Below are 11,775 nucleotides of genomic sequence, written 5' to 3'. Positions count from 1 at the left end.
TCTCCCCTGTCCGGTCGGGCGCCTCCGAACAGGCAACGACCGCCGACCAGTTCGCCGCCCGGTTCGCCGCACCGCCGAGTGCCCCCGTCGCCCCGTCGGCCGCCCCGTGCGCTGCCGCACGAAGCGGCCCGCACCCGGCCCCCGGCCGCCCCGTTCCACGCAGCAAGGACCCCGCACATGAGCGTCGACACCACCACCGGACCGGCCCGCGACGCCCATCGCAAGGCACTTCGCGCCACGTCCACCGAGCCCTACTGGCTCGACCGCCCCGAACGCCCGGAAACCCTGCCGCGGTTGACCGCCGACACCACCGCCGACCTGGTCGTCGTGGGCGGCGGATACACCGGCCTGTGGACCGCGCTCATCGCCAAGCAGCGCGACCCCGCCCGCGACGTACTCGTGGTGGAGGCCGCGACCTGCGGACACGCCGCCAGCGGACGCAACGGCGGCTTCTGTTCGCCGAGTCTCACACACGGCCTCGCCAACGGCGCCGCCCGCTGGCCCGACGAGATCGACACCCTCCAGCGACTCGGCGACGCCAACCTCGACGCCTTCGAGCGCGACCTCGAAACCCACGGCGTGGACTGCGGGTTCGCCCGCACCGGCAAGGTCTCCGTGGCCGCGACGCCGTGGCAGGCCGACGCGTTGCGCGAGGCCGCCGCGCTCGGCGAACGCCACGGCGAGAAGTCCCGGCTCCTCGACCGCGACGAACTGCGCGAGTGGGTCAACTCCCCGATGTGGTCGGCCGGCCTCTGGCAGCCCGACTACGCCCTGCTCGACCCCGCCCGGCTGGTGTGGGGGCTGCGCGCGGCCTGCCTGGAGCTGGGCGTGCGCATCGCGGAGAACACCGAGGTCACCGCCCTCGACGCGAAGCGCGCCGACCGCGTGCGCCTCACCACGCCGTACGCCCGCGTCACCGCCCGCCGCGTCGCGCTCGCCACCAACATCTTCCCGCCGCTGCTCAAGCGCCTCGGCCTCAGCATGGTCCCGGTGTACGACTACGCCCTGACCACCGAGCCCCTGACGCACGATCAGCTCGCCGCGATCGGCTGGACCGGCGACCACGGGATCACCGACGCCGGCAACCAGTTCCACTACCTGCGCAAGACCGCCGACAACCGCATCCTGTGGGGCGGCTACGACGCGATCTACCCGTTCGGCGGGCGCGTCGACGAGGCACTGACGCAGCGCCCCGCGACGTTCGACACCCTCGCGGCGCAGTTCGCCGAGACCTTCCCCGCCCTCACCGACGTGCCGTTCTCGCACGCGTGGGGCGGCGTCATCGACTCCACGACGCGGTTCTGCATGTTCGCCGGGACCGCGTCGCAGGGCCGGATCGGGTACGCGCTCGGGTTCACCGGCCTCGGCGTCGGCGCCACCCGCTTCGGCGCGGAGGTGATGCTGGACCTGCTGGAGGGCCGCCGCACCGAGCGGACGGAGCTGGAGATGATCCGCCGCAAGCCGCTGCCGTTCCCACCCGAACCGGTGCGCTACCTGGGCATCCAGGCCACCCGCTGGTCCATGGCCCGCGAGGACCTGAACGGCCGGCGGAACATGTGGCTCCGTACGCTGGACCGGCTGGGCCTCGGCTTCGACTCCTGAGCCGCACGGCGGCGTTCGAGGCACACGGAGAAGTTCGGGCCGTACGGCGGCGACCACGCCGCGCGGCGGCAGACCGACAACGGGGAGGCACAGGCGATCATGGGTGGCCAGGACCAGACACCGCGAGAGCCCCGGAGCACCCGCATGATCGCAGGACCGCTCGACGACATCGACCGGCGCATCATCGCCATCCTCCAGGCGGACGGCCGGCGCGCGTACAGCCAGATCGCCGAGGACCTCGGCATCCCGGCCTCGTCCGTGCGCTACCGCGTGCAACGCCTGGAGGACACCGGGGTGTTGCAGATCGTCGGCATCGCCAACCCGCTGACGATCGGCTTCGACCGGCTGGCCATGATCGGCATGCGCGTCCGGCCCGGCAGCGCCCACGAGGTGTGCCGCGCGCTGCGCGAACTGCCGGAGACCTCCTACGTGGTCATGACCGCCGGGCAGTACGACATCATGGTCGAGGTCATCTGTCGCGACACCGACCACTTCACCGATCTGCTCAACCGCCGCATGCACCTGATCGACGGAGTCGTCTCCACCGACTCGTTCTTCGTGCTCGAAGTGCACAAGCTCGCGTACGGCTGGGGCGTCGGCGGCGTGGAGACCGGGCTGTTGGACGTCCCGGACGTCGGCTCGAACGGCGGCATGGACCAGCGCGCCCCGCGCTGAGCCCGGACGCGATCCCGTCCGACCACCCGAACACGCGCGCGAACGCGGCGAGGCCCGCCCCTCGAACAAAGGGGCGGGCCTCGCCGCGTTCCGGGTCCGGCTCGCGCCGGTCCGCGTCCGGATCAGTCCCGCACGACCGTCGCCGGCTCCTGCGGCGAACCCTCCAGGGCCACCCGCGGCAGTCGCTTGGCCAGGGCCTTCGGCAGCCACCAGGCGCGGTCGCCGAACAACTGCATGACGGCCGGGACGATCAGGCAGCGGATCACCAGCGCGTCCAGCAGGATCGCCACCGCCAGGCCGAGGCCGAACTGCTGGAGCATGCGGTCCGGGCTCAGCAGGAAGGCGCCGAACACCACGATCATGATCGCCGCCGCCGCGGTGATGACCCGGCCGGTGGTCGCCAGGCCCTCGCGGACCGCGAGCGAGGAGTCCTTCGTACGCTCCCACTCCTCGTGGATGCGCGACAGCAGGAACACCTCGTAGTCCATGGACAGTCCGAACACGATCGCGAAGATCATGACCGGCAGGAACGCCTCGATCGGACCGGGCTGCACCCCGAACCAGCCGTGCTGGAAGACCAGCGTCATGACACCCATCGAGGCGCCGATGCTCAGCAGGTTCAGCACCGCGGCCTTGAGCGGGATCAGGATCGAGCGGAACACCAGGAGCAGCAGCAGCGTGGACAGGCCGACCACGACGGCGACGAACAGCGGCAGGCGCGCGGACACCGTCTCGGAGAAGTCCACCTCGCCGGCCGTCGCCCCGCCGACGTACGCCTCGGCGCCGGTCTTGGCCTCGAACGGGTCCAGCCCGCCGTCGCGCAGCGCCCGTACCAGGTCCTCGGTCGCCTCGTCCTGCGGGGCGCTCTCGGGGAACGCCAGCACCGTGGTCAGCGCGCCGTCCTGCGAGGGCATCGGCGGGGTGGCCGCCGCGACGCCCGGGAACTCGTCCAGCGTGCGCCGCAGTTCCTCGCCGGCGTCGGCGCCGCCCTCGGCGACCACGACGAGCGGGCCGTTGAAGCCGGGCCCGAAGCCCTCCGCCATCAGGTCGTACGCCTGCCGGCTCGTGGTGCTCTTCGCGTCGTTGCCCGCATCCGCGAACCCGAGCCGCATGTCGAGCGCCGGGGCGCACAGCGCCAGCAGCGCGACGACAGCGACCAGCAGCGCGGCGAACGGACGGCGCTGCACCCCGGCGGCCATGCGGCGCCAACGCGCGCCCTCTTCCTTGCCCTTGCGCTCCGCCTTGGCGACCTTCTTCATGACGTTGCGGCGCAGCCGCTTGCCGAACACCGCGAGCAGCGCGGGCAGCAGGGTCAGCGACGCGGCCATGGTGATCAGCACGGTCAGCGCGACCGAGAGGGCGACGCCCTGGAGCGAGCCCAGGCCGAGGGTCACCAGGCCGAGCAGCGCGATGATGACGGTGCACCCGGCGAAGAAGACCGTGCGTCCGGCGGCGTCCAGCGCGGTGCGCGTCGCGTCGACGGGCTCGGCGCCGCGCAGCAGTTCGTGGCGGAAGCGGTAGAAGATCAGCAGCGCGTAGTCGACGCCGACGCCCAGGCCGACCAGCATCATGATCGGCGGCGTGAAGTCGGCGACCGTGGCGACGTGCGACGCCATCGTGATGAGGCCGATCGCGCCGCCCACCGCGAACAGCGCGGTGATCAGCGGGAGTGCGGCGGCCAGCACCGAGCCGAACAGCAGGACCAGGATCACCAGCGCGGCGAGCATGCCCGCGCCCTCGGCGGCCCCGCCGGACTCCTCCTGGGCCTCGCGGACCGCGCCGCCGCCGACCTCGACCTGGAGGGTCTCCGTCTCGGCATCCTGCGCGATGTCGATGATCGTGCGGATGTCCTCCTTGGGGACGTCCGTCGAGACGCCTGACAGGGTCACGGTCGCGAACCCGATGCGGCCGTCCCCGGAGACCGCCGACGGATCGTCGAACGGCGTGCGGACGTCGGCGACTCCGGGGGAGACCCGCACGGCGTCGGCGACCTTGGTCACCGCGTCGCGATTGGCGGCGACGCCCTGCTCGGACTTGAAGACGATGTCGACCGTGTCGCCCGCCTGCACGGCGCCGTGCTTCTCCAGGAGGTCGCTCGCGTCCTGCGACTCGGTGCCCGGCAGCGAGAAGTCGTTCTTCCACGCGCTGCCGGCGGCCTGTGCGCCGAAGGTGGCCGCCACCACGACGAGCAGCCAGACGGCGAGCGCGGCCCAGCGGTGCCGCTGGGACCAGCCGGCGAGCCGGGCGAACACACTGCTTCGGCGGGGCGGACCCGCCGGGGGACGAAGGTTGGTGCCCTGTGTCTGCGTCATGTCCCCAAGGTTGGGGTGACGGTTCGGGGCGGGTCGTCGGCCCGGGGCGGACACCCGGCGTACCCCAGCGGTTGCGGTTGGACGGGTCCGCGTACACCCGTGGTTGCGGTGCGCGCCGCCGATCGGCGGTCCGGCCGGTCGGACGTACCCCAGGGGTTGGCGTCAGCCCAGCCAGCCCGGGCTGACCATGCCCGACTCGTACGCCAGCACCACCAACTGCGAGCGGTCCCGCACGTCCAGCTTCGTCATGATGCGGCTGACGTGCGTCTTGGCGGTCGCCGGGCTCAGCACCAGCCGCGCGGCGATCTCGTCGTTGGTCAGTCCACCCGCGACGAGTTGCATGACCTCGCGCTCGCGCTCGGTCAGCCCGTTGAGGCGCGGGTTCGGCTCCGGCTGCCTGACGCGCCCGGCGAACTCGGCGATGAGGCGCCGGGTGACGGACGGGCTGATCAGCGCGTCCCCGCGCGCCGCCACGCGCACCGCCTGGATCAGCTCCTCCGGCTCGGTGTCCTTGACCAGGAACCCCGTGGCGCCGGCGCGCAGCGCGCCGTAGATGTAGTCGTCGAGGTCGAACGTCGTCAGGATCACCACCCGCACGTCGGCGAGCGCGGGGTCGGCGGCGATGCGCCGGGCGGCCTCCAGACCGTCGACACCCGGCATGCGGATGTCCATCAGCAGGACGTCGGGCCGGTGTTCGCGGGCCCCGGCGATCGCCTCCTCCCCGTCGGAGGCCTCGGCGACGATCGTGATGTCGTCCTCGTCCTCCAGGATGGAGCGGAAGCCGGCCCGCACCAGACGCTGGTCGTCGGCCAACAGCACCCGGATCATCCGGAGTTCTCCTCTGCTTCGTAGGGAAGGTACGCGCGCACCCGGAAGCCCCCGCCGGGCCGCGGCCCCGCGGTCAGCTCGCCGCCGAGCGCGCGGGCCCGCTCGCGCATGCCCCGGATGCCGTTGCCGGTACCCTCGCCGCCCGCGTCCTTGCGCTTGCGCGGGGCGCCGGCGCCGTCGTCGTCGACCTCCACGCGCACGCCGGTGATGCCGTAGACGACGCGCAGCACCACGGACGCGGCCGCGGCGTGCCGCGTCACGTTGGTCAGCGACTCCTGCATGATGCGGAACGCCGCGAGGTCCACCTCGACGGGGAGCTCGCGCGGTTCGCCGTCGGTCTCGGAGCGCACGTCGAGCCCGGCGAGTTCGGCGTACGCGACGAGATCGGCCAGGCGCGCGAGCCCGGCGGCGGGAGCGGTCGGCGCGTCCTCGTCGACCTGCCGCAGCACCCCGAGCGTCGTGCGCAGTTCGCGCAGCGTCTCGCGGCTCGCGGTCTTGATCGCGCCCAACGCCTCCTCGGCCTGCGCGGGGTCCTTCTTGAGGCGGTGCAGCGCGGCCCCGGCCTGCACGTTGATCAGCGAGATGTTGTGCCCGATGACGTCGTGCAACTCGCGTGCGATGCGCAGGCGTTCCTCGGTGGCGCGGCGCAGGGCCTCTTCCTCGCGCCCGCGTTGCGCGGTGGCCAACCGTGCCTCGGCCTCCTGGCGGTACGCCCGGCGGGTGTTGCTGGAGGCGCCGAGCGCGATGACCGCGACCACCCATCCGGCGAGCATGAAGAGCGCCGCGGTGGTGATCTCGTCGTTGCCGCCGAGGGTGCCCATGCCGACGAGGCAGACGGTGAGCGCGCCTATCACCACCGCCGCGGTGAGCAGCCCGCGTGCGGCGACGGCGTACAGCGCGACCATGAGCAGCACCATCATCAGCGCCACGTCGACCGCGCCGAACACGAAGTGGATCCCGGTGGCGGCCAGGACGTATGCGCAGGCCGCCACCGGGAAGCGCTGCCCGAACCACAGCGCCGCGCAGGCGCTGAGGATCAGCAGCCACTCGGCGACGACCTGCCACCAGGACGGCGACTGGTTCGAGTACTGAACCGCGTACTGCACGGCGGTGATGGCGAGCGACGCGACGAGCGCGATGAGGAGGAAGCGTCGCAGCCGCCCCTCGGGCGCCCGCAGCAGCCCGAAACGATCACCAGCACCCATGCCGCCACCCTAGAGGTCCCCGGCCGGGAGCCGCGGATCAGTGCGTGCCCGCGGCTTCGGGCTCGCGTCCCGTGGACGGGTCGGTCTCCTTCTCCGCGGACGCCGCCGCGGTCTCGGCGTCGTCGTCGGATCCCGGCCCGGCGGACTTCGCCGTGTCGACCTGGGACCGGCCGTCCTCACGCTTCAACAGCAGCGCGACGAGGACGGCGGTGACGGCCATCAGCCCCACGCCGACCATCGCGATGACGCGCATCTCGCGGGCGAACGCCTCGAACGCGGCGTCCAGCAGCTCCTTCGCGGGGCCCGGCGGCAGTGTCGCGGCCACCTCGACCGCGCCGCCCAGGGTGTCGCGCGCGGACTCCAACTGGTGCTCGGCGACCCCGGCCGGGGCGTGGTCCTGGAGGTCGCCCCGGTAGATCGCGGTGCCGACGCTGCCGAGCACCGCGATGCCCAGCGCCCCGCCGAACTCCGCCGCGGTCTCCGACATCGCGGACGCCGAACCGGCCCGCTCGGGCGGGGCGGCGGCCAGGATCAGATCGGTGACCAGCGCGAACACCGCGCCGATGCCGAGCGCGGTGATCATGTTCGGGATCACCAGGCCCCAGATGTCGGAGTCGGCCCCGATGCGCGCCAGCACCGCATATCCCACGCCCGCGACCACCAGGCCCAGCACGATGACGTTCGGCTTGCCGATGCGCGGCGCGAGCGCCGAGCCGATCGCGATGCCGACCGGCATCACGACGAAGGTGGGCAACGACCACAGCGCCGCCTCCAACGGGCCCATGCCCAGCACCAGTTGCGCGAACTGCGAGTTGAACAGCCCGAACCCGACCAGGCCCAGCATCATCAGCCAGTTCGTGGCCAGCGAGACGCTGAACGTGCGGGAGCGGAACAGGCCCACGTCGATCATCGGGTGGTCGATCACCTGCTGGCGGCGCAGGAACACCGCGCCGACGGCGAGGCCGGCGAGGCTCACCGCGAGATGCGACCAGGAGAACCCGTCCTCGGCGATCTTCTTGATCCCGTAGACCACGGCCACCACGGCCACGAGCGACAGCACCGCGCCGGGGAAGTCGAAGCGGCCCGGGCGCGGGTCGCGGAACTCCGGGAGCAGCAGCGGGCCGAGCACCAGAAGCAGCAGCATCACCGGCACGTTGATGAGGAAGACCGAGCCCCACCAGAAGTGTTCGAGGAGCACGCCGCCGGCCACCGGGCCGAGGACGCCGCCGCCCGCGAACCCGGCCGTCCAGATGCCGATGGCGGTGGTGCGCTGGGCCGGGTCGTGGAACATGTTGCGGATCAGCGAGAGCGTCGAGGGCGCCAGCGTCGCCCCGGCCACACCGAGCAGCGCGCGGGCGGCGATCAGGGCGCCCGGGCTGGTGGCGTACGCGGCGAGCACGGACGCGACGCCGAACCCGATCCCGCCCATCATCAGCAGCTTGCGGCGGCCTATGCGGTCGCCGAGCGTGCCCATGGTGATGAGGAGGCCCGCGAGCAGGAATCCGTAGGCGTCCATGATCCACAGGAGTTCGGAGCTGCTCGGGTCCAGGTCGGCGCTCAGGAACGGCAGCGCCATGAACAGGACCGACATGTCCATCGACACGAGCATGCAGGGGAGGACGAGGACGGCGAGGCCGATCCACTCCTTGGTGCCCGCTTTGCCGTGCACCGGCGCGGGGGGATCCAGGACCGCCATCGAATGCTCCTCGGGTACGTCGTACGCAGTGCCGCGTACACGATACGCACGGCTTCCCGGAGGACTCAATGCAATATTTACCCTGGCTTGATGGAATATTTCGTCACGCTGGGAGGTCGCCCGGCTAAAATTTCGACACGAAGTCGACCGTGACGAAAGGGAGTGCCCGGACGTGGCAGCTTGCGCATGGTGCGGTGAGTCGATCGCCGAGGACGGCGGCCGGGGCCGCCCGCGCGACTACTGCTCGCGCTCCTGCCGTGCGAAGGCGTACCGGGCCCGCAAGGCAACGGCCGGGCGAGCGGCGACGACACATGCCGCGCGGGCGCCGGGAGGCGGGCGGCCCCAGGCGCGCGACGCCTCGGGCCGTGACGAGGGCGGCGGCCATCTATCGGGACCGCACCTGTCCGCCGAGCGCATCGTGACCGCCGCCATCGCCCTCGCCGACGCCGAGGGCCTGGAGAACCTGCACATGCGGCGCCTGGCGGCGTACCTCGGCGCGGGGACGATGTCGCTCTACCGCCACGTCGGCGGGCGGGACGAGCTGATCCACCTGATGGTCGAGGCCGCGATGGGGGAGGAGCCGCAGCCCGATCCGGCGCCGGTGGGCTGGCGGGCGGGGTTGGAGTACACCGCGCGCCGGGACTGGGCGCTGTATCGCCGCCACCCGTGGATCCTGCGGCACGCGATGGTCGGTTCACGCATGCGCTGGACGCGCAACGCGGTGCTGGACGGCGAGCGCGCGCTGTCCGCGTTCGACGGTCTCGCGGTGCCGTTGGAGGAGCAGTTGCGGCTGCTGATGATCGTGGTGGCCTTCACCCAGGGGATCGCGCTGATCCACGTCAACGACGTCGAGCTGACGCAGAAGACCGGGGTCACCGCGCAGCAGTGGTGGGATCGCGAGGGCCGCCACCTGAATCCTGAGCTGATGGCCGACCTGCCGCGGCTGTCCTCGGCGTTCCGCGAGCCGCGGCCCTTCCAACTGGAGCTGGAACGGCGGTTCGAGGAGGGGCTGAACGGCGTCCTGGACGGCGTCGGCGCCCTGCTCACGGCAGGCGACACCGCCGCGGCGGCCCGCGGTTGAGCGCTTTCGGGGACGCGGTGCGCGTCCGTCCGCCGGCCTGAGCGCGTCGCGCTGCGCGATATGGCCACGCCTTGATCGCCGAGTTCGTCTACCGTCTTTGCACCGCACGCGCCCGGTCGTCGGCGTGCGGGCCGGCGGCCAGGCGACGCGGCAAGGCGACACGGAAGACCTCGGGAGAGACGCGATGCCCCTCTGGGACAAGCTCAAGCAGTCCGTGCAGCAGATGCAGACGCAACTGACGGCCCGGAAGGACAGCCTGACCAGCGAGGCGTTCCGCGACGCGAGCATGGCGATGTGCGCGCTGGTGGCCGCGGCGGACGGCACGATCGACCGGTCCGAGACGCGCCGGGTCGCGCAACTGATCGTGGACAACGAGGCGCTGCGCGGCTTCGACAAGAACGATCTTCAGCGTCGGTTCCACGACTACATCGACGTGCTGCGCACGGACACCCGCTCCGGCAAGGCGCGGGTGATGAAGGACATCGCCGCCGTCAGGGGCAAGCCGGACGAGGCCCGCGCCGTCGTCCAGATCGGGATCGTCATCGGCGGCGCCGACGGCCGCTTCGACCCGACCGAGCGCGCGGTCGTCCGCGAGGCGTGTGTCGCGCTCGGCATCGCCCGCGCGGACTTCGGCCTCTGACGGGGACTGCGGCTTCCGCCGCCCGCACGGCTTCCGCGGCCCGCACGGCTTCCGCGGTCGGCACGGCCTCCGCGGGCGCCGTCGTCGGCGGCCCGCGGTCGGGTCGTGCGTCGCGGAGCCGGGCTCAGGCGGCCTGCACGGCGGAGATGTCGAAGCTGAGCTTGACCTTCTCGCCGATCAGCACGCCGCCGGTCTCCAGCGCGGCGTTGTACGTCAGGCCCCACTCGGTGCGGTCGATCGTCGTGCCGCCCTCGAAGCCCACGCGGTCGATGCCGTACGCGTCGGTCGCGGTGCCCGTGTATTCCAGGTCGAGGACGACCGGGCGCGTCGTGCCCTTGATCGTCAGGTCCCCGGTCATCCGGTAGCTGTCGTCGCCCAGGCGCTGCGCCGAGGTGCTGCGGAAGGTGATCTCCGGGTGCGCCTCGACGGCGAAGAAGTCGCCGGTGCGCAGGTGTTCGTCACGCTGGGCCTGATTGGTGTCGATGCTCGCGACCTTGATGGTGATGGCGGCGGTCGACGCGGCAGGGTCGGCGCCGTCGAGGTGCAGCAGGCCCTCGTACTCGGTGAACGAGCCGCGCACGTTGGTGACCATCGCGTGGCGCACCGAGAAGCCGATCGAGCTGTGCGTCGTGTCGATGACGTAGTTGCCGGTCAGGTGCGCCAGATCGGGAGCGGCGACGGCGACGGGAGTACCGGTCGAGGTGGAGGTCGAGGCGGTCGGCGCGGACTTGGGGGAGCGGGAGAAGAGGCCCATGACGGAATCCTTTTTGTTGAACGTTCAACCTGACACCAGGACAGTACCTCGACTTCGTTGAAAGTTCAACTAGGTCACTCCTGGGGGCGGACACCGCCTGCCGGGCGGCTCGCAAGGGGGTCTTTTGGACCTTGTGACCCCTCGTGGGCGTGGGTACCCTGACCCGCCTGTCAGTGGTAGGTGATGGGGGGAACTCGCATGGCAGCAGCAGATCTTGCGAAAAGCCGGCAGTTCGCGGAGGCGATCCGGCAGCGCATTCTCGCGGGCGAGTGGAAGCCCGGGTCCGCGCTTCCGCCGTCCGCGGATCTGGCTCGGGAGGGCGGGTGCGACGTGGCCGTGGCCGAGGTCGCGCTGCGCGAGCTCGCGGTGGAGGGCATCGTCGAAGGCCGCCTGGGGGCGGGTGTGTACGTCACCGGTCTCACCCAACGTGCGGTCACGCGCGTCATGCAGCCGGGCGGCGGCTCGGTCGCACCGGTGTTCGAGGACGGGCGGGAGACGGCGTACACCCATGAGACGACGACCGTGACCGCCGACCGGCACATCGCCCAGCGCCTGGCGGTCGACATCGGAGCGGACGTCGTGCGGACCACGTACGAGTGCACCGCGGGCGGCCGCCCGTACGCGCTGATCACCAGTTGGGAGCCGCTGCACCTGACCGCGGGCACGCCGATCGCGTTCCCGGAGCGGGGCCCGTACGCGGGCCAGGGCGTGCTGGCGCGCTTCGCGGCGATCGGCCTCCCGGCGATCCGGGTCAACGAGGACCTGGTCCCGCGCGGCGTCACGACCGACGAGGCGCGCCTGCTCAACGTCGCCCGGAGTGCGCTGGTGACCGTGGTCGAGCGGACCGTCTTCGGCGCGCAGCGCCCGCTGGAGGCCGCCGACACGGTCCTCCCGGCGCGCGTCGTCCAGCCGCACTACATCTCGCACCCGGGAGTCTGAGCAAGGACCGCATTCGGCGTGGTACGCGCCGCACGCGAAACGC

The 11,775-nt window shown here is 72.1% G+C and carries 10 protein-coding genes; 5 read left to right on the top strand and 5 right to left on the bottom strand.

Going from position 1 to position 11,775, the window contains the following annotated elements; genetic code table 11:
• The first annotated feature begins 177 nt into the window (after nt 1-177).
• Both ACRX5S_RS12345 and ACRX5S_RS12340 read left to right on the top strand, forming a co-directional pair.
• On the top strand, nt 178-1,602 hold the full coding sequence (locus ACRX5S_RS12345) for an NAD(P)/FAD-dependent oxidoreductase (protein WP_436772927.1): 1,425 nt from the start codon (nt 178-180) through the stop codon (nt 1,600-1,602).
• Between the two features lie 144 nt (nt 1,603-1,746).
• Nucleotides 1,747-2,277: an Lrp/AsnC family transcriptional regulator gene (locus ACRX5S_RS12340; protein ID WP_436772926.1), complete on the top strand. Its 531-nt coding sequence runs from the start codon at nt 1,747-1,749 to the stop codon at nt 2,275-2,277.
• Between the two features lie 122 nt (nt 2,278-2,399).
• On the opposite strand, the gene ACRX5S_RS12335 is transcribed toward ACRX5S_RS12340, so the two are convergent.
• From ACRX5S_RS12335 to ACRX5S_RS12320, 4 genes are all read right to left on the bottom strand, one after another.
• Complete coding sequence (locus ACRX5S_RS12335) at nt 2,400-4,589, bottom strand: MMPL family transporter (protein ID WP_436772925.1); 2,190 nt, start codon at nt 4,587-4,589, stop codon at nt 2,400-2,402.
• 162 nt (nt 4,590-4,751) lie between these two features.
• Nucleotides 4,752-5,417 carry a response regulator gene (locus ACRX5S_RS12330; RefSeq protein WP_436772924.1) on the bottom strand — a complete coding sequence of 222 codons (666 nt, stop codon included), beginning with the start codon at nt 5,415-5,417 and terminating at the stop codon, nt 4,752-4,754.
• Nucleotides 5,414-6,622: a sensor histidine kinase gene (locus tag ACRX5S_RS12325; RefSeq protein WP_436772923.1), complete on the bottom strand. Its 1,209-nt coding sequence runs from the start codon at nt 6,620-6,622 to the stop codon at nt 5,414-5,416. The genes ACRX5S_RS12330 and ACRX5S_RS12325 overlap by 4 nt, the downstream gene beginning before the upstream one ends.
• A gap of 37 nt (nt 6,623-6,659) precedes the next feature.
• Nucleotides 6,660-8,318: an MFS transporter gene (locus tag ACRX5S_RS12320; RefSeq protein WP_436772922.1), complete on the bottom strand. Its 1,659-nt coding sequence runs from the start codon at nt 8,316-8,318 to the stop codon at nt 6,660-6,662.
• A gap of 172 nt (nt 8,319-8,490) precedes the next feature.
• Between ACRX5S_RS12320 and ACRX5S_RS12315 the strand changes: the two genes are divergently transcribed.
• Nucleotides 8,491-9,399 (top strand): TetR/AcrR family transcriptional regulator, encoded by a 909-nt coding sequence (locus ACRX5S_RS12315; RefSeq protein WP_436772921.1) that lies wholly within the window; start codon nt 8,491-8,493, stop codon nt 9,397-9,399.
• Between the two features lie 184 nt (nt 9,400-9,583).
• Nucleotides 9,584-10,039: a tellurite resistance TerB family protein gene (locus ACRX5S_RS12310; RefSeq protein WP_436772920.1), complete on the top strand. Its 456-nt coding sequence runs from the start codon at nt 9,584-9,586 to the stop codon at nt 10,037-10,039.
• A 124-nt stretch (nt 10,040-10,163) separates the two neighbouring features.
• Here ACRX5S_RS12310 and ACRX5S_RS12305 read toward each other — a convergent pair whose 3' ends face one another.
• Complete coding sequence (locus ACRX5S_RS12305) at nt 10,164-10,793, bottom strand: YceI family protein (protein ID WP_436772919.1); 630 nt, start codon at nt 10,791-10,793, stop codon at nt 10,164-10,166.
• Between the two features lie 198 nt (nt 10,794-10,991).
• On the opposite strand from ACRX5S_RS12305, the gene ACRX5S_RS12300 reads away from it, so the two are divergent.
• Entirely contained in the window at nt 10,992-11,732 is a 741-nt protein-coding gene (locus ACRX5S_RS12300) for a GntR family transcriptional regulator (RefSeq protein ID WP_436772918.1), read from the top strand.
• The last annotated feature ends 43 nt before the right edge of the window (nt 11,733-11,775 follow it).

This window comes from Yinghuangia sp. YIM S09857 (genome assembly GCF_051388915.1).
Taxonomy (GTDB): domain Bacteria; phylum Actinomycetota; class Actinomycetes; order Streptomycetales; family Streptomycetaceae; genus Yinghuangia.
The sequence above is the reverse complement of the archived record's forward strand: the minus strand, read 5'-3'. Positions and strand labels throughout refer to the sequence as shown.

Coding starts and splice junctions, on each gene's coding strand:
- ACRX5S_RS12305 (WP_436772919.1), bottom strand. CDS start 10,793: ATGGGCCTCTTCTCCCGCTCCCCCAAGTCCGCGCCGACCGCCTCGACC.
- ACRX5S_RS12310 (WP_436772920.1), top strand. CDS start 9,584: ATGCCCCTCTGGGACAAGCTCAAGCAGTCCGTGCAGCAGATGCAGACG.
- ACRX5S_RS12300 (WP_436772918.1), top strand. CDS start 10,992: ATGGCAGCAGCAGATCTTGCGAAAAGCCGGCAGTTCGCGGAGGCGATC.
- ACRX5S_RS12340 (WP_436772926.1), top strand. CDS start 1,747: ATGATCGCAGGACCGCTCGACGACATCGACCGGCGCATCATCGCCATC.
- ACRX5S_RS12345 (WP_436772927.1), top strand. CDS start 178: ATGAGCGTCGACACCACCACCGGACCGGCCCGCGACGCCCATCGCAAG.
- ACRX5S_RS12325 (WP_436772923.1), bottom strand. CDS start 6,622: ATGGGTGCTGGTGATCGTTTCGGGCTGCTGCGGGCGCCCGAGGGGCGG.
- ACRX5S_RS12320 (WP_436772922.1), bottom strand. CDS start 8,318: ATGGCGGTCCTGGATCCCCCCGCGCCGGTGCACGGCAAAGCGGGCACC.
- ACRX5S_RS12335 (WP_436772925.1), bottom strand. CDS start 4,589: ATGACGCAGACACAGGGCACCAACCTTCGTCCCCCGGCGGGTCCGCCC.
- ACRX5S_RS12330 (WP_436772924.1), bottom strand. CDS start 5,417: ATGATCCGGGTGCTGTTGGCCGACGACCAGCGTCTGGTGCGGGCCGGC.